Source organism: Legionella sp. PATHC039, from assembly GCF_026191275.1.
In the GTDB taxonomy this organism is placed as follows: domain Bacteria; phylum Pseudomonadota; class Gammaproteobacteria; order Legionellales; family Legionellaceae; genus Legionella; species Legionella pneumophila.
Genome location: NZ_JAPHOP010000001.1, coordinates 2,370,859 through 2,389,796 on the forward strand (window position 1 = coordinate 2,370,859; position 18,938 = coordinate 2,389,796).

The following is an 18,938-nucleotide window of genomic DNA, read 5'->3' on the forward strand; positions in this document are numbered from 1 at the left end:
TAAGGGATATTTAAACTATTTCTTTTTTTTCCTTTACAATTTTAAAAATTGGCTAGTGTTGCTACAATCCTCACTCACCTGGTGTTCTTTTTTTAGAATTCGATGCAGATTAAAGCACTCTATTCGAAAATCATCTGAAAAAATTTCAGCCTTTGTACTGATTACTAATGGAGGATCCAATTTCATTTTCTCATTGATATGAGATATGATTTGCGGGCTATCTTTTAAAATATCAAGGAAAAAACGGATATAAGAACGAGTTTCAAATTTATGCATCGCTGTTGGCCGAGCAATATTTTCCCCTGAAAAATATTTTTGCAATAATCGCATAATACCGCTAATTGAAGTTTGACTCGCGCAAGCCTCCTTCAATTGATTAAGAGCATCAATGTCCGCAGTAGTCGTACCTATAAACCTGCTGTCCAGATGCCTATTAAGATTATGAAAATTAATGCAGTCCTCAATTGATTTAAGCACAATACCGCATAATATTTTTACTTCAGGGGCGGGGTCAGGGCAATTTGCAAGTTGTTCAGCCTCGCAGAAATCTCTCATACATAAGGGCATATAGCACGATTTAAAATAATTTAGATAGTATGCCCATACTTGCTCTCTTAACTGAATAAAATCAGAATCAAATTGTGCAATTTGCTTAAAGTATTCATGATATAGAGGAGGATGAGTTAAATATTCAAGTCCCTCGTAGCTTGGATAATTAGGCAGAAGATTAATGCATTTCACCAGAGGAATAAGAATTTCGTTGACACTGTGAAAACCGGCACCGACGATATACGCTATAATTCCAAGGCTGTAGGCTTGTATTAATTCGATATTTTGAGGATTTAAAAACAGCAGCATCATGTTCATATAGATAGAAGTCATGCCAGAAGGGCCAGTGACATAAGGACAATCATTTTTAAGCGCAGTCTTGTAATATATTGAATTCTGATTGGCTTCTTGTGCTTGAGCATCCGCACACCAAATTTGTTTAGGAATAACGGTTAACCCCATGCTATGCGCTGAATGATCCAGCTTCATCAATCCTAACTGGTTGGTTTTTAAGTGGGTTTTACGAGGCCCTTGGCGCCCTCTGTTTTCTCCTTGGGTATAAAGTTCATCCTGGTAAAATAATTTTTTAGTGATGAAAGTTCTAAATTCTTCCGCCTCATTTTTAGCTGCCATAAGCTGATAGGAAAAGCCATCCTCTTCTTCTTTCAAATCGGGGTGAGCCTGTAAATATTTACCCAGAACTTGGGCAAAAAGGCCAGTTGGCTTAAATGGTGGCAAATTTCGTAATGGAAATGGTCCGATTACACTGCGAGCAAACATAAATGATATGAATTGAATTTGAATTAAATTCTTAGGATTATTTTCCTTTAAAATAGCAATAACCTCTTCCAGAGACGGCCTTTTTTTAAAAGCCCCAAACTCTATATCAGAACCCTCTAACTCTTGCAGAAAAAAATTCAGCGCAGCTCGTTCGGAAGATTTCGAGTCTAATTTACTATACTCTTTGATTAAATTGATTATAGCTTGAGATACCAGATCAATTGCTTGCATCATGCTTTTTGTTGGCGATTCTATCAAGCGGCAAGCCAGCTCTGATTCAAATCGCCGGGGCAGAATATTGTTTGCATTAGATTGACTGTCTTTGATAGGCACCAAGCATAACGCATTTAACTCATCGGCATGCTCCTGCTCAAGCAAGTGACTCAAGCCATGTAACGTTTTGTGAACGACCAAAGTATCTTGCTCATGATTTTCATAAGCCATTTTTATTGAATCAATGGCTTTAGCTATCGCTTCTCTTTTGTCGGCCATGTAATTGGTCTGCCATTGATTTAATAAAAAAATAAAATAAGTGTAAGCCTCTGGTTTTGAATTAAAACATCGGTAGTCACCCGTGTTTTTTAATGATGTTGGATCAGCCATGGCAGCAAGGTTATCGCTGCCTTGGCGTTTTGTATTTTTTAGAGAAGGGTTAATTTTTTCTTTACTTAACATAGAACGCCTTCCTTGAGGTTAATATGGCAAAACGATGACGTTGCGGTTTTCTTTCCTGGGTTCATGATTTGCAACCATCTGCTCTTCATTTGCTGCGATGGACGTCTTCTTAATCTCCAGGAAGAGTTCTTTTTGCTTAGAGCTTCCCAATTCGCACTGATGCACACCAATCGTATTTTCTATCCTTAAGGTCAAATTGAATTGTGAAAGCAGTGTTGGGCTTTCCTTCAATACATCAAAGAAATGAGCAATAAATTTAAGTTGCATTTCTCTATTTATTATTATTCCTTCTTCTGTCTCAAAAGTTCCTTTAAAATACGCCTGGATCTGCCTAAAAATTGCGGTTAGCCCTACCTGTTGTTGACAGACATGACTTAAGACCTCAAGCGCTTTTCTTTGCCCACATGGTGTTGAAAGGAACAACCCCATATCGCCAGTACGCTTAACTTTATGCTCTTCTAAGCAATTTTTCACAGATTTAGACACAATTTCAAGCATTTCTTTTACGTCTGAACTTATATCCTCCATTGAGGGGACTTGATGTGGCAGGCAATGATCACGCATACAAACGGGCATATAAGTCATACGGAAATATGCAAGGTAATCCTGCCAAATTTTTTCATGAACCTCAGCAAACTCTTTATCAAATTCCTCTATCGCCTTAAAGTAATGGTTATATAAAGGTGAGGCTGTAAGACACTCTATTCCTTTATGCTGTGGATAATCAGGCACAATACCTACGCACTTGACCATCGGAATAAGAATTTCTTTAATGCTGTGGTAACCAGCACCAACTACATAAGTCATTACCCCAAGGCTGTAAGAGAGAATGACATCTTGATCCTTAGGATTGAGCAGAAGAAACATCATATTCATGAATAATGAAGTCATACCGGAAGGCCCCGTAATATAAGGGCAATCCGTTTTCAGGGCTGAGAGATAATGAATTGAACCGTAGTTTGGTAGCTGGGTCTTACAATCAGCATACCAGGATTGACCATTTAACGTCAGTAGTCCTTTGGTGTGGGCTGAATGTTCGAACTTCATTAAACCAACTTGATTAGTTTGTAATCTTTGGTTAGGCTTGCCTTCGCGGCCACGATTATCCCCGGTACTAAAAATTTCATCGCCATAAAAAAGCTCATCACAAATGAATGCTCTAAAGCGGTATCCCTCCCCTTTTTTTACTTTCGATGCGCTGTGATCTCTAACAGCTGCCATGTGATGATAGAGCTCGAAAAGTGATGTCTCATCAGGCGCATATTTTGCTTGATATTTTTTCAATATTTCTAAAAAAGCCCCTGTTGGCTCATGTTTTGGCAGGTCATGCAAAGCAAGATCACGTAAAGCAACTTGGGCAAATTTAAAAGAAATATGCTGAATTTGTACAAAATCCTCCGGTCTGTTTTTCTTGAGTATTTTTATAATATCGGAAATCTCAATTTTCTCTTTGGGTGCGCCAAAAAGAATGTCCGATTGAACCATTTGTTTGAGAAAATCTTGCAAAACCTCATGCTCAAAGGATTCGGTAGGAGAATGTTCATATTTTTCCAGGATTTTTACAATAGCATCTGAAACTTGTTTAATCGCTGCCATCATTTTAGCTGTTGGAGTTTTTATTAGCTGGCTCACAATGTCTGATTCAAAGCGACGCGGCAAGATGTCGTCGTGCCCGATTTCTTGTTGCTGGACATTAGCAAGCGATTTAGTCAGTACAGAGAGCAAAGATTTATGAGAATTAAGCAGTCCGTCCGCTTTAGATAACTGCTCAAGCATTGATATAATTTTTAAGACATCCTGTTCATGGTTTTCATAAGCTACTTTTATTTCTGTAATGATTTCATCTAACTCCTTCTTTAATTCCGGTATTTCATAGCAGCTTTTCCATTGAGTAAACAACATAATCATATAGGTAAATGCTTCTGGTCTCGATTTGAAACTCTCCGGGACTCTTTGTAATTGCAGGATGCGGGAAAAATAAAGTGTTCGTTCTGATGCTTCATTTGACATGAGCCCGTTAATACACGCTTCGATTTCAGCATGCAAAAGCACAAGATGCTTATTTTTAATTCCTATATCCACTTTCAAAAACTTAACCTGCCTGAATGGATTAAAAAGTTCATCAAGGGAATAGGCCAAAGCAAAAAGATCGCTAGCCTGAGAGAAAGCAATAAAATCCTCTTGTGCATTAAGTTCTGGTGCTAAATAGCTTGAGGTTCCCCATGATGCCGGTTTAGGTTCTTCATCAGAAGAACTGCTGCCAAAATCAACTAAATGACACTGCATTTCCGCATCCAGCATAATATTTCCAGGTTTAAGATCGCGGTGAATTAAGCCTAATTCATGGAATTGTTTCACCTGATGGCATACAGAAATCATAATGCCGAGAACTTCCCAAAAATGTTTTAGATTAACATTAAGAGGAAGCGCGTTTTTATATCGGGATAAATCAATCCCTTTTATAAAAGTTGTGAGAATATAATGCACCTGGGTTTGTTCATTAAAAAAAGTTCCTACCAAGCGACCCAATTTACTTAAGGTATCTTTCTCATTGGTAAACTCTGTCACGCTTTCAGCATCGATCTTAACGGATTTTAGGAAATAAGTTTTTCCATCATCCAAAGCATAAACTTTAAATTGCTCGCAATAAGATTTACCACCCCCTGAAATCTTGTTTTCAGTGGGAACGATGATTGGCTTAAGAGATGCCTCGGTGGTAATAAACAGAATTTGACAATCTATTCCAAACTCATGAATCATTTTTTCTCGTGATATTGGCTTGCCATCGGCAGATTTTATTAGTTTTCTAATGCCTTTGTTGCCTAAAACCTTTATCAACAATTCCAATGCTTTCTCGTCCATGCCTGGCAATGATTTTAATTCATGAAAACGAAGCAATTTCATAAGGTACCTCACATATTTACAAACTTGGATAAAAATGACTTAGTATTATAAAAAATTATCATTAAGAAAAAATTAAGAACAACACTAAAAGATAATAACGCTTCCAAGCATGCCACTGCATACCAATTAGTTGCTCACACGATGGGGCTCATTAAGAGATGGTTACGCAAATATCAAACACTATATTCAAGTACCGTAATTACCGATACCCTTTTATAGTAAGAAGCATTTATCTCGATTAGGCATAAAATTAACTTTTGTTAAATGGTAGGTTTTGGAAATGAAGCTCTGTTACCTGAATCGAATTGAATGTAAAATACAAAACCAGAAGGATAAAAATCATAATTAAGGGAATAAAATGAATGGATGGACGCTTAAGGTTTTTGCAATTGCCTTTTTTATCTTTATTGTGACAGATATGATATGGCTTGGATTTATCGCCAGAAATCTTTATTTTGACCAATACCAACAATGGCTGCGTCTTTCAGAGGGGCAATTAAAGCCAATATGGTGGTCTGCTTTATTAGTTTATCTGCTTTTTGCCTTGAGTATTGTTGTCTTTGTTATACCGCTGGCTAAAACATCGCTACCTCATGCCGCATTATATGGCGCACTTCTTGGTGCTATTATTTATGGAATTTATGATTTTACCTGCCTCGCTATTTTTAAGGATTTTCCTATCGGTATGGCATTCCTTGATTGGCTATGGGGTATAGTGTTGTGCTCCTGGAGTTCGATAGCGACAATCTATGTGGCAGGTTATATCAAATAAGACATCAGAGATTGGCGGAATCCAAGTCTGCCAGTATCTGCTGTGCTTTATGGATAGTCTTCTTTTGTTTATCAAAATCCATTTTTTGCCAATTCATATAGGCATAACGAAGGCGAGGGTTATCTTTTAATTTTTCTTGATTTTGGTGAAGAAAATTCCAATAGAGCGCATTAAAAGGACATGCCTTTTCACCCAAAAGATCATTGGGATTATAATAGCAGGATTGGCAAAAATTACTCATGCGGTGAATGTATTTTCCACTAGCAGCATACGGTTTACTGGCCATCAGCCCCCCATCTGCATAAAGAGCCATACCCAAGGTATTGGGTAACTCTACCCATTCATACGCATCAGCATAGACAGCAAGATACCACTCACAAACTTGTTTGGGATCTAAACCTGCAAGCAAAGCAAAATTACCTGTTATCATCAACCGCTGAATATGGTGGGAATAGGCCTCAGTCGAGGTCTGACGCACCACTTCCTTAATACAAAACATTCCCGTTTCCTCTCCCCAAAAAAAGGAAGGCAACGGCCTGCATACATTAAAATAGTTCATCTCGCCGTAATCCGGCATAAAAAGCCAATAAATACCCCTCACATATTCTCGCCATCCTAAAATTTGGCGTATGAATCCTTCTACCGAGTTCAGAGGCATTTGCTTTGAGAAATAGGCTTGCTCTGCCATTTGACACAATTCCAGAGGCAATAAAAGCCCAGCATTTAGATAAGACGACAGTTTTGAATGATATAAGCTGATTTCATCTTTGAGCATGGCATCCTGATACGCACCAAAATTGCAAAGAAAATGTTCCATAAAATAATCGGCTTCTTCTAATGCTTGTTCGCGGGTCACTGCCAAATTAAAGGGATAGCACTGACCAAAGTGCTTAGCAAAATGCGCTGAAACCAAGCCCAAAACTTCATCAGTGATCACATCCCTGGCATGATCTAAACGCTTGGGGAATGAACTGACGTGATTGGCATTCTTACGATTTTGAGCATCATAATTCCATGAGCCGCCAACCGGTTTCCCATTATTATCGACCAAAAGATGATATTTTTGGCGCATCATCCGGTAAAAAAACTCCATCCGTAGCTGTTTTTTTTCCTTAGCCCAATTTCTGAACTCATTAATTTTGCATAAAAACCGATTGTCTTCATGTAGAGTGACAGGAATGGTCAATTGGCTTTTTAAATCATGGAATATTTTCAGAACACGCCACTCTCCAGGTTCAGTAAGGCTTATTGCTGACACCTGCTCCTCTTCAATGGCACGAAGCAATTCTTTGGCAAAACTGCCTTGATTGCGAGGATCATCGAATGCCGTATAGCGGACTCGATAACCCTTCTTTTTCAATTGTTGCGCAAAATGACGCATTGCCGAAAATAAGAACGCGATTTTTTTCGGATGATGAGGGACATAAGAAGTTTCTTCTGTCACTTCACATAAAAATACAATATCCTTCTGTTTATTAATTGCCGCAAGTGAGGCGATTGTTTCATTAAGTTGATCGCCTAATATAAAACACAGTGTCGTCATAAGAATTATAGTTTCATTAAATTTTCATCTTGGGCCGAACTCGGCTTAACCCACCATCAACAGCAATCACTTGCCCTGTGATCCAGCTGTTGTCCGGATTAAGTAAAAACACAATTGCGTGGGCAATATCTTCCGGAACACCAATTCGCCCTAAAGCATGCATTGCCTTTGATGCATTCAAAACCAACTGATTGCTTAATAACGATGAGGTCAGCGGGCTATTGACCATTCCAGGGGACACGACATTCACTCTTAAATTGTTTGAAGCATAAGTGGCTGCAGCAGATTGAGCCAAACCAATAATACCTGCTTTGGCCGCCGCTATGGCTTCATGATTGGCCAGACCTACCAAAGCGGCGGCTGATGATATCAATACAACAGAACCTCCTTGATTCATAGTTAAACCAGCAGCTCGAATGGTAGCAAAAGAAGTAGTAAGTGACGCATTGATCGCTACTTGAAATTCATCAAAACTAGTGCTGTGAGCATTTTTCAGAAGTAGTGAACCCGCACAATTGACTACGCCATCAAGGGGACCTGTTTGGCGAAAAACATCTAAAACCGCATCAAAATCAGTGGCATCCAGTTGAAAATCAGGGCTTATCTTATGATTATCTCGTGCTGTGGTAAAAACGGTATCACCACGATTTTTTAAAAGGGTTGTCACGGATTGTCCGATAGCACTGCTTGCAGCAATTACCAAGTAGCGAGCCATATTATTCTTCTTGCATTAGTATAAAAATACCTACTATGATGGATTAGCTTGGAAACTTCAATATTTATTATACGGACATCCCATGCCATTGGATAAATTAACTGGTATAACATTTCATGCTGCAATAATAGCCGGCTGTCATAGACTTATTCGCCATAAACAGGTACTCAACGACATTAATGTTTTTCCGGTAGCCGATGGAGACACGGGGGATAATTTATCCTCTACTGGTATGGCAATCATTGAGTTTTCATCAGCAAAAACCAATTTAAGAGGCACTCTTGAATCCATTGCTGATGCAAGTATTATCGGTGCACGTGGAAATTCCGGGATTATTTTTTCTCAATTCTTTAACTTATTAGCCAAGCATTTACCCCTCAAAGAAGAACTCTATTTTAATGACTTTTCCAAAATCATGGTTCAAGTTGGTAAAGAGATTGCCTCTGTAGTAACTAATCCCGTACAGGGCACTATGATAACGCTCATTCAAAAGTGGACCACCGTGTGTGAGATAAAACAACCCGACTCCTTGCTAGCTCAAGCTATGTTGGAATTGCTACCTTTACTCTCCGTGGAAGTAGAACAAACTAAAAATTCGTTGAATATTTTGCAAAAAGCCAATGTTGTGGATGCTGGTGCCCTAGGATTTTATTATTTCGTTGAAGGGTTTACACAGTTTTTACAGCAACCACATACCACAGATACAGCAAATACCCACTCACCGTTATCTATCACAGAGCATCCCAAGTTGATATGTACCACGACAGAATATCGATACTGTACTGAAGCAGTACTCAAATCGGCCTCCATTGATAAAAATAAATTATTACATTTTTTAAAAGAACAAGGAGAGTGCGCCTCTGTTACGGGCAATGATCGCATCACCAGATTTCATGTTCATACCAATAACCCTCGTGAAATTTTCACGAGTTTATATAAGGATTACACTATTCAATACCCTAAAGTAGATGACATGCAAAGGCAACATGAACTGCAGTTTGGGAAAAAATATAAGATAGGGTTGGTCACCGATTCAAGCGCCGATTTGCCTCAGGATTTAATCGATGAATATCAAATTCATCAAATTCCTTTAAATATTCATGTTGACGAGCACCATTTACTGGATAAACATTGTTTTGAGGCCAATTATTTTTATACACAACTGAACTCGTTCAGAACTTATCCTAAAACCTCTTGTATGAATCCGAATCTTATAGAGGAAAAACTGGCAAAAATTGTCTCATACTATGATCATGTTCTTGTTCTATCAATATCCAGCAAAATGAGTGGCACTTATGACGCCTTCCTTACTGCAACCAAAAAATACACCAATATCACTGTATTGGATACCAAAACGAATTCTGGGGCGCATGGATTGCTTTTGCATTATGCGGGGCAACTAATTGCCTCAGGGAATGACATCGATACCATAGCCAAATTACTCGGCAAAGCAATAAAAAACACCTATATTTTTGTTATGGTGAACCAATTCGAATCGATGATTCGTTCTGGCCGAGTTAATAAAATATCCGGGCGAATCGCCCAGTGGGTTAATATAAAACCATTAGTCTCCATTGATTCAGCAGGCCAAGGCATTATGGTAGGCAAGTGTTTTTCAGCCTCAAGAGCACGTAATAAATTAATTAACTTCTTTCAGGAAAAGAAAAACGAGGCTCAACTCATTTTAGAGGATTACTGCATTGTTCACGCGGGTGAGAAAAACCAGGCTTTGCATCTCGCCGAGATGACAACCCAAGCATTCAATAAACCACCCACGTACATAGAGCCTGTATCCCTTGCCATTGGTTTACATGCCGGTCAAGGTTGCATTGCTATCGCAGGTCGCCTGAGAGAACGTAATGATTATTAATCCTTTGAATCTAGTTCATTATCTGTCGTACTATCTGTGCTGGATATTTTGTATCTACTTAGCCTCTTATGGCTATCCTTTGCTGGGATTAATCATTACCGTATTAATCATGGGCCTACAGATTATTGTACAGATACTTAATCAACTCCCCTGGCGTGGTGCCCTCTATTTTGCTATTGGATTAGCCTTGTTAGGTGCGATCACTGATGCCATCTGGCTTTATAGCGGTATGATCTATTTTAAGGCCAATTTCTTTGGATCTCATTTTCCTCCACTATGGATGGTCGCCCTCTGGCTAAGTTTCGGATTTAATCTCGTTGTTTTGTATGGTTCCTGGTTAACTTACTATTTTCTTTGGGGGTTAGTCATGTTTCCCTCCATTATCTTTGCCTATTGGCTAGGAGTACAATTTGGAGCGGCAACCCTTATCGGCAGTGACGTTGGATTTTACCTTACTTTAGGGTTAACTTGGTCTCTATTCTTGCCTTTGAGTTTATACCTATTTAATTACCAGCATGGGAAATGAATAAGATGATAATTTTACTTGTGATCGCCATCATCTTTTTACATATGTGCTTGATTTGGCTATGGTACCGTTACACCAATAATCCTTCCGTGGTTGATGTGGGATGGGCTTCTGGTTTAACACTCGCCGGACTTATTTATTTAAATAATCAAGAATTTTCATTGCGCTCTTTACTGCTTAGCCTGGCATTGCTTACCTGGGGAATCAGACTTGGAGGGTATTTATGGTGGACACGAATACGCCTTAAAAAAATAGACAAGCGCTATCTTGCTTTAAGCAACGATTGGAAGCTTGCCAAACCTTTGGGATTTTTTTTAAATTTTCAGTTGCAAGGCGTATTGATTTGTCTTGTTTCCATTCCCTGGTATTTTTCTTCCTCGGAAACTCAAACAACATTAAATCTATTGGATGGGCTCGCATTGATTATATTTCTCACGGCCTTAATTTTGGAAACAGTTGCCGACAGCCAATTGCAAGATTTTAAGAAAAACTATCCTGGAAAAGTCTGCAATCAAAAACTTTGGCGTTACTGCAGGCATCCAAATTATTTTTATGAATGGCTGGTATGGTGCTCGTTTACCTTATTTGCCCTTTCTGCTCCTTATGGATGGATAGCTATTATTTCTCCATTGACCCTTTATTTAATCATGACAAAAATCACAGCTCCCATGACTGAACAAGGTTCGATTGAATCCAGAGGCAATCTTTACATCGAGTATCAAAAAATGACCCCCATGTTTTTCCCTAAATGGCTTAAAAATAATTCGACGCCCAGAAAATAACTAGTGATAATTTTCTGATGATTTACCCCGAAAAAGGTAATAAGCATAAAGGGTATATCCAAGAAGGATTGGCAGCATGATAGCGACACCTATCAAGATAAAAACAAGGGTGGAATCAGGTGCCGCCGCCTCCCAAAGAGTCACGTGATGAGGAATCAGGTAAGGGTAGACACTGATTGCAATTCCTATATAGGAGCATAAAAATATAATGATACTGTAAATAAACGGTTTGTATTCACTACCGGAATTTAAGTTCTGCCATACGAGGTAAATAGCCATTAAAGCTATCAAGGGCAAGGGGCTCAGTAATAGCATATTTGGAAAACTATACCAACGATGAAACACTTCCTCACTATGCAACGGTGTCCAAATACTAACGAAAAGCAGGAAAAAGCTGACCAAGACTAACAAGCCTCTGGCATAATGAACCATTTTACGCTGCAATCTTCCCGTGCTTTTGATAATCATCCAGGTAGACCCCAAAAGCGCATACCCACACACCAAAGCGATACCAGTACAAAGGCTAAAAGGGGTAAGCCAGTCCGGATCATTGATAGTCATCGAAGATTCATTGATAGAAAACCCCTGCACAAAAGCGCCAAGAATAACCCCTTGCAAAAAAGTGGCCGCAAGCGAACTGATTGAAAATGACCAATTCCACAAAGTTTTTGACCTCTTGGCCTTAAAGCGAAACTCAAAACTCACACCACGAAATATCAATGCAATCAGCATAAGCATGATAGGCATGTAAAGGATGGGCAAAAGCAAACCGTAAACCTGTGGAAATGCACCATAAAGCATGGCTCCTCCAAAAACCAGCCAGGTTTCATTGCCATCCCAAACAGGTGCAATCGAGTTCATCATTTTATCGCGCTCGCTCTCACTTGAGGTGAAAGGAAATAAAATACCAATTCCCAAATCAAAACCATCTAAAATAACATACATCAAAACGATAAACCCAAGAAGTGTAGCGAAAATAAACGGTAACATTATTTTTTCTCCTTGGGGAAATCGGTCATATATTGAAAAGCATGATGTTCCGCTTCATCTTCTTCAAGAATTGCAGGCCCATGAGAGATGAGCCTCAGCAGATAATAGAGATAAAATCCAAAGACCACTCCATAGGCAACAATGAGCAAGACAAAAGAAATAATAACTTCTTCAACCCCTATTGCAGAAACAGAGTCTCTCGTCTTTAAAAGACCATGGACAACCCAGGGTTGTCGCCCAAGTTCAGCGGTTAACCATCCAGCGATACTGGCAATAAAACCGAGTGGTGCCATTACAATGCACCACCGATGAAACCATGAATTTTCAAAAAGAGTTCCTCTTAAGCGCAAGATTAAACCAACGATAGCCGTAAATAACATGATGAGCCCAATACCCACCATAATACGAAAGGAAAAAAACACAGGAGCCATGCGCGGCTGCTCTTCATTGCCAACAGAACTCAAACCGATCATTTCACCGTTCCACTCATGCGTATTGATCAAGCTTGCCAGTTTTGGTATTCCCACTTCATAAAAATTTTTTTGCTGTGTCTGTGACGGGATAGCAAACAACAAAAGCGGCGCTCCTTTTTGAGTCTCCCATACGCCTTCCATAGCTGCTGTTTTTAGTGGTTGGTAATGATGCACATTAATACCTACGACATCACCCACTCCTATTTGCAAAGGGACTAAAATCAACGATGCCCATAAACTGAAAGATAAACTTTTTTTAGCAATTGCAGTAGATTGTTTCCTTAAAAAGTAAAATCCGGATACCGCCATGATGACAAAACAAGTCGTTACATAAGAAGCTAACAGCATATGAATGAATCTAGGAATGAAGGTAGGATTAAAAACAACCGCCCACCAACTATCGACAACATATTTCCCTTCAATAAGTTGATACCCGCTGGGTGCCTGCATCCATGAATTGGCTGACATGATCCAAAAAGCGGATACGGTTGTTCCTATGGTAACCAAAAGGGTGGCGATAAAATGAAGTGCTGGAGGAACTCTTTTCCAACCAAAAAGCATGACTCCTAAAAAACCAGCTTCCAGGAAAAAAGCGGTCAACGTTTCATAAGCAAACAAAGCCCCCAGGACGTTTCCAAATTGAGTGATGAAGGGTCCAAAATTGGTACCAATTTGATAAGCCAACACAATGCCGGAGACAACTCCCATACCAAAAGTCAAAGCAAAAATCTTAGTCCAGAACTTGCATATTTCGAGATAAACGGGATTTTTTGTTTTCAGCCACAGGGCTTCCATGATAACAAGAAAAACCGCAAGGCCAAGATTTAAAGTTGGAAATAGAATATGAAAACCAATGCTAAAACCGAATTGAATGCGGGATAATAACTCTACAAGCATTGGCCACCTCAAAGATATAAGTTATTTGAATATATTTTAGCATATAAGCCTGTGCCCATCTTAATGAATTAGCAATAATATTCAAAAAGGAAACTATGGCATTCACCTACTCTTAATTGGTATCTGCTGCATTTGCTTCATTATTGGCTTTATAGCATTTAAAATAACTTCCATTCAATTTAGGTAAAAGCTGTTCTGAGAAAAATGGTTCTTCGGTATTCCAAAATAAAATGAAAGCTCCTATATACTCTTTTGAAAAAGAATAGAAGTCATCAAAGCGATAGAAATTGCCTGACTTAGGATTGGTATAAGTATAATCTGGTTCTTGAATAGCCATAGCTATTTCTATCTTTCCTTTGAATTTGTGAAAAAAAGGATAACTATTTTTCATTTGTGATTCTTTATAGGGCACCACATCAGGTCCACCTAAACCGATGTGGTGTTTTCTGGCAAAAGCAAATAATCGGCTTATATAGTGATGGTCATTATTCCACTCGTCTGGAAAAAAATTAACATATTGAGTCACCCTGGTTTTTTGAAACACCTTTTTTAAATAACTCATATTATCAATAACTGAATAGAAATATTCATCTGAGCTAAAATCTTCGGGGAGATTATAAGGATCAAGATCTATTCAGGAATAAATGATTTGTACCCCACGAATGCAAGGATTTTGCAAAGTCTCCTGAAATGTGCTTGCTCTGTCTCCCCCTAAAAACAAAAACAGTTGCGGAAACTCAGATTGCGCGAAACCAAGGCTATTAAAAAATAGCAAAAGAAATGAAAGAAACACTCTCATAATTGTCATTTTGGTTCCTGCTTATTTCATAGCACGATCAGTAACTAATTCCTTACCAATTTTCACTCTGTATAAAAATACTCTGCTCTAAAACAAGAGCCAATGATGTTACCTTAAAAAACTGGATACCAACTTGCTGCAAACATGCGAAAAGAGCTCGAAGTATAGAATCTAAAAATTGAATGAATATTCTGATGATTGTAAAACATTTCCATGTAATGGAATAGAGTTAATTGGTCATTTTATTCCAATCTGCAATAAAAGTTATCACTTTTGTGATTCTTAAAGAATGATAAAAATTTGCCATAAGTGCAAACGCATAAGCATTACTTGAACAAACGTTGAACTAATAAAGAAAGGGAACCCCAAGGGTTCCCTGATTTACGCGTTAACCCAGTAAAATCCAGGCTTCTCGCCATGCCAAACCTACGCCAGGTTCATAATAGGCTGGCGCTTGTGAACACCAACCAGAATAAGGCCAGGGCTTACACTGATAATACTTGCGATCAAGACGACCCAGAACTATGGTTCCTGCTTTATAGGTGCTAATACCATCTGGGTAAATCAGATCAGAATTACCTGAAGGCTCTACAAAATCAACGAGAACACGGTAGCTGCTGGTATCGTTGTCGCTAAGGTATATCTTATTGGCTTGATTGGCTGCCAAAACGACCTGGCCACTTTGCGGATCAAGTTGACCAATACGTACCAGTGAGGAGCTGCTATTGACTGCTGTGCCCAAAGCCAGAGGCCATTGTTCTGCTGTACGATTGCTTTCATTGACGGTGATACTGGTGTTTTCAACTTCTACTTGATTCTTAAAAACTCGTAGAGTGATCTTAGTGTTGGCTGCAATATCGCCCGACCCGTAAAAGTTCTGCAATTCAAACCAGGTTGGAGCCTGTGCCGTACCGTCAATAAATACATCACTACAGGAATAGAATGCCTCAGGACTGTCCTCACGTTGCCAAATAACGTAAAAAATTCGTTTGCCTGTCTTATTCGCTGGCAATGGGCAGTCCATCTGATAACGACCATTCGCTAAAGCGACGCTGGTGATTGTACAAAATGGGCTAATCTCCAAATCGGACCATTTTAAGGGAGTATTGAAATCATATCCGTCCTTAGTGACATAAAATTTAAAATACTTAGTTTTATGAGGAGCAGTAGCAACATAAACAAACTGAAAGCGGCCATTAGAATCAGGATGCACTACCGTGGTTGTCCAATCGTTGCGAGCCAGATTGAAACCTTTAAAAAAATCTCTACCCCCGGCGCATAATTGCCCATCTGCAATGAGTTCACGATGTCGGTCATTAGCCGCTGCCTGGTTAACTTCGTGCCAATTGTACAGAGGTTGGGTTCCACCTATCTGGACAGCCGCTTTACAAGCTGCTGATTTAGGGCTTTCCGGGCCTTCCTTGTAACATTGATAGGTTCGAGAAATTGGAACTTCCATAGACCCATGAGCAAACAGTGAGAAACTGACTACTGCAAGACCAATGCTCCCTAATACTTTTTTCATTAATCCCCCTATTATGACATTCAAGAAAAGTATGTTTACATCAACCATGTTCAACATGTTTTTTTAATCTAACACAATTTATCCTTATTTAACAATGGATTAGATGAGGTACATATTAAGGTCGGCTTATAACCTCAATAGATTTCTTGCATCAGCTGATTATTTTTTTAAGACAAGGCGCAAATCTTTTGCAGAGCGGAGTACATGGATTGAATGTGCACCAAAGAAACGTTTACAACGCGGCAATAAAATGAAAGAGACAAATTAAGCAAGGTCTGAGAGGAAAACCGCTCTCCTGACGACAATATTTGAGCTTTTCTGAACTGATTACCCACACTATCTAGCCTTATCATCATCAATCAGATGAAAGGAATGCAAAAATCTCGAAACATCAGAATGCAAATAGCGGCAGCTTAACCTTTTTTGGCTCCCCTGGTGGATGGTGAGGGATTGTTTTCCTCCGGTAAATTGTTATTGTTATTATCACCAAATAAGCCCAGGTTAGCTAGGGATGGCTGATTTTTCACTTTATCAGCCTCTTCAATACGGATTTGCTCTTTCTCGATAAAACTGGTAAACCGCTCACATTGAGCCAGCGTCTTTTTGCTTGAAGCATTAGTCATCAAAATAACTACTAATTTTGTGTTATTTTTAAGAAAATCGTATATGCCCAAGTTGAAAAAATATTGCGGACCTTTTTTATCTTGCTCTGTAATAATTTTAGCAATAGCATCTAACAAGAATGGATCACCTGGTTCATCGAAATATCGTTGTTTTGATAAAATACTTAATGCCACTAACACTCCCTCATCAGACAAAAGCTCGCGGCACTCTGTTAAAAGAGTAACTACCAGGTCTGTTTTCTGCCCTATTTCAGTGTTTTTCACCACAGCAAGTAAATTATACATCCATTTTTCCCTAAATTCTTCCTGCTGTTGAGTATCTCCAGTACTGTTGTAAACAGCCATAATAACATCCTTAATCAATGGAACAGTAAGTTTATTCAGAACAAATGGCTTATGTAATAAATTAAGGTATCGTTCTTTAATTTCTTCAATTTGTTTTTTTTCCAGTAAGACCGATAACATTTTTCTCAGAACATGACCCGCATGAGCAAAACCAAACTCAAGCGACTCCAGTAAAAAAGGCATAAAGTCCCCTTTTTGTTTATCTACTATCAGGGCTTCAAGATAAGCCGCTTTAGCGCGATCAGCCTTACGAGCAAGGGCAATATATTGTTTTGCCTCATCTAGTTGATTATTTGCCAAACAATAGTCCAAACAAAGCAATGCCGCATCAGGATTTTTATGGCCTGCTAATTTTAAGTAATGGTATTCACGTATTTTATTTAACATTTCCACGGCTGCTCGTCGTATTTCTCTTGTGCTGGCATGAATGGCTTCATACAGAATGGAAACTAATTTTGCTTGTTTATTTTCTTCAGGATCTTTCGTGCTTGTTTTCCCCTCATTGTAAAAAAACAATCCTTTTTCTTCATCAACATGGGGTGGGGTAACATAAAACTCCGCCAATGCCGCATAAACTCTGTAGTTTTTTATAAATGGATTTTTATTGCCTTTAATTTGTTTCTCTGCCCAAATTGCTATTTCTTCATTCCCATCAAGGATTAAATCAACCAAGAAGTCTAGAGTTTTTTGAGCATGAAACTTAATTTCCTGAGGTATAGAGAATTCGCTATTGTTTTTCTGCACCTCATTAAGGGCAAGTATATAGCTCATCTTTAATTTTACAATTTCAAAAACAAATAACGGATACTCTTTATAAGACAAATATTCTTCAAATTTATTAAATTTTGCACTATTGGACAGGCAACGGTACAATTTAATCATTTGTTGAGGATTGCTGGCCGCCCAAATCTCTAAATCAAAAGTTACAGGCATTTCTTTGGTTACGTTATTATTACTATCCAAACGATTTATCAACCGCAAATAATAGGCTTTTTTGATAGTGGAATCACCTGCTACCATAGCAAGTGCTAAGCCTGTAAATAAATCAGGCGAGGGATTAGCTTCTACTTCTTCTTTGCCAGTCTTATCGGTTGCTTCACTCTGCTTTTCAATGAGATCTTGTTCGTATAAGTATTGTGCCATTAGAGTTAGCATGGCTTTATAGGTTTTCATAAAGGATTTGTCTTGTAATTGCGGCTTGATTCCCAATAAAATGTTTACACTTAATTCAATTCTTTTCGCATGTTGGTTAAATTCAGCAAATTGTTGATTAGACAGGACTTTGATTAATTGAGAGGTTAACATATTTTGTTGAAGGTTTTGCTCTTCTAATTTTTTAAGTTGTCCTAGTTGGTCGTGTAGTGCTTGTTCTAAATTTTTGAACATTCCTTCAATCTGCTCTTGATCGTCTTTGGCACTGGTTTGTTTTAGAACTGACGATTTTTGTTGCTGTAAATCACTAATCTGCTCTTCAACTGCTTTAATCTCTTTGACATAAGAGAGATTAAATTCTTTAATTGTTATTTTAGGAATACCAGTCACTCGAGTAGTAAGCTCACCGTATTGCTGCATTTTGTCCAATGGGTTCTGTGAGTGCTCTTGAAGATACTTGGTAAAATAATTAGACCATGTGTCTAAGTTTGAGGTTATGTACTCTAGCCAAAGCTCCCAATTTTTTTCTATGGCTTCAATTGCTGGTTTACTTTCTTCCCCAAAAATTAAAGGGAAAGGATTTTGAGTAAACGCGACAAGTTCATTAATAGAACATTGGAATAAATTTTCAATATATTTTTCGACCTCATCAGGATATGAATTCATCAATGGCTTTTTAACCGGTTCAAAACCTTTCATGCTGAACAGATTATCTTTCACTTCCCAGCCTGAAACACCCCTATTACCATCAAGCCATATCCATAACCTATCTTTGTGTTCTCCTATTACTGTCCCTAATCCATTGGGGGTTTTAATTCGTTGTAAAAAAACTACCCCCCACCTTTTTGCAGTATCCTTTTTATAAACAAGATTTAGAATTGGCCCTTCTTCCGATGGACAAGGCATCTTTAAACTCACGCTGGAAAATTTATTTATATCGATGGGCATCATCCACCTCATTGTCAACTTTTGGGGTGGTTTGTTCTGGTATTTTTAGATCAATTCAAATTGAAAATAA

At 38.5% G+C, this 18,938-nt stretch carries 14 protein-coding genes; 4 read left to right on the top strand and 10 right to left on the bottom strand.

Annotated features, from left to right (window positions below; translation table 11 throughout):
• Window positions 1-33 precede the first annotated feature (33 nt).
• The gene (locus OQI99_RS10820) at window positions 34-2,004 is read right to left on the bottom strand and encodes a hypothetical protein (protein WP_265731925.1); all 1,971 of its coding nucleotides are present in this window, start codon (window positions 2,002-2,004) and stop codon (window positions 34-36) included.
• A gap of 18 nt (window positions 2,005-2,022) precedes the next feature.
• Window positions 2,023-4,908: a Dot/Icm T4SS effector kinase LegK4 gene (gene legK4 / locus OQI99_RS10825; RefSeq protein ID WP_265731926.1), complete on the bottom strand. Its 2,886-nt coding sequence runs from the start codon at window positions 4,906-4,908 to the stop codon at window positions 2,023-2,025.
• A gap of 358 nt (window positions 4,909-5,266) precedes the next feature.
• Between legK4 and OQI99_RS10830 the strand changes: the two genes are divergently transcribed.
• Window positions 5,267-5,680: a DUF2177 family protein gene (locus tag OQI99_RS10830; RefSeq protein WP_265731927.1), complete on the top strand. Its 414-nt coding sequence runs from the start codon at window positions 5,267-5,269 to the stop codon at window positions 5,678-5,680.
• Between the two features lie 4 nt (window positions 5,681-5,684).
• On the opposite strand, the gene OQI99_RS10835 is transcribed toward OQI99_RS10830, so the two are convergent.
• Together OQI99_RS10835 and OQI99_RS10840 are read right to left on the bottom strand one after the other, a co-directional pair.
• The gene (locus OQI99_RS10835; RefSeq protein WP_265731928.1) at window positions 5,685-7,223 is read right to left on the bottom strand and encodes a cryptochrome/photolyase family protein; all 1,539 of its coding nucleotides are present in this window, start codon (window positions 7,221-7,223) and stop codon (window positions 5,685-5,687) included.
• A 16-nt stretch (window positions 7,224-7,239) separates the two neighbouring features.
• Entirely contained in the window at window positions 7,240-7,938 is a 699-nt protein-coding gene (locus tag OQI99_RS10840; protein WP_265731929.1) for an SDR family NAD(P)-dependent oxidoreductase, read from the bottom strand.
• 82 nt (window positions 7,939-8,020) lie between these two features.
• On the opposite strand from OQI99_RS10840, the gene OQI99_RS10845 reads away from it, so the two are divergent.
• The 3 genes from OQI99_RS10845 to OQI99_RS10855 are packed head-to-tail and all read left to right on the top strand — an operon-like array spanning window position 8,021 to window position 11,116.
• Window positions 8,021-9,808, top strand: coding sequence for a DAK2 domain-containing protein (locus tag OQI99_RS10845; protein ID WP_265731930.1), 1,788 nt, complete (start codon window positions 8,021-8,023; stop codon window positions 9,806-9,808).
• Window positions 9,798-10,334, top strand: a complete 537-nt coding sequence (locus tag OQI99_RS10850; RefSeq protein WP_265731931.1) for a DUF2878 domain-containing protein — start codon at window positions 9,798-9,800, stop codon at window positions 10,332-10,334. Before OQI99_RS10845 ends, OQI99_RS10850 begins: the two co-directional genes overlap by 11 nt.
• A complete protein-coding gene (locus OQI99_RS10855) occupies window positions 10,331-11,116 on the top strand; it encodes a DUF1295 domain-containing protein (protein WP_322783701.1) in 786 nt (261 codons plus the stop codon). The genes OQI99_RS10850 and OQI99_RS10855 overlap by 4 nt, the downstream gene beginning before the upstream one ends.
• Here the strand turns inward: OQI99_RS10855 and cydB are convergent, their stop codons facing one another.
• The 6 genes from cydB to OQI99_RS10885 form a co-directional block, all read right to left on the bottom strand.
• Entirely contained in the window at window positions 11,117-12,106 is a 990-nt protein-coding gene (gene cydB, locus OQI99_RS10860) for a cytochrome d ubiquinol oxidase subunit II (RefSeq protein WP_265731933.1), read from the bottom strand.
• Window positions 12,106-13,476 carry a cytochrome ubiquinol oxidase subunit I gene (locus OQI99_RS10865; RefSeq protein ID WP_265731934.1) on the bottom strand — a complete coding sequence of 457 codons (1,371 nt, stop codon included), beginning with the start codon at window positions 13,474-13,476 and terminating at the stop codon, window positions 12,106-12,108. Before OQI99_RS10865 ends, cydB begins: the two co-directional genes overlap by 1 nt.
• Window positions 13,477-13,588: 112 nt before the next feature.
• A complete protein-coding gene (locus OQI99_RS10870; RefSeq protein ID WP_265731935.1) occupies window positions 13,589-14,038 on the bottom strand; it encodes a hypothetical protein in 450 nt (149 codons plus the stop codon).
• A 72-nt stretch (window positions 14,039-14,110) separates the two neighbouring features.
• Entirely contained in the window at window positions 14,111-14,284 is a 174-nt protein-coding gene (locus OQI99_RS10875) for a hypothetical protein (protein WP_265731936.1), read from the bottom strand.
• Window positions 14,285-14,663: 379 nt separating this feature from the next.
• Complete coding sequence (locus tag OQI99_RS10880) at window positions 14,664-15,800, bottom strand: lytic polysaccharide monooxygenase (protein ID WP_061513394.1); 1,137 nt, start codon at window positions 15,798-15,800, stop codon at window positions 14,664-14,666.
• A gap of 413 nt (window positions 15,801-16,213) precedes the next feature.
• The gene (locus tag OQI99_RS10885) at window positions 16,214-18,868 is read right to left on the bottom strand and encodes a hypothetical protein (protein WP_265731937.1); all 2,655 of its coding nucleotides are present in this window, start codon (window positions 18,866-18,868) and stop codon (window positions 16,214-16,216) included.
• Window positions 18,869-18,938 lie beyond the last annotated feature (70 nt).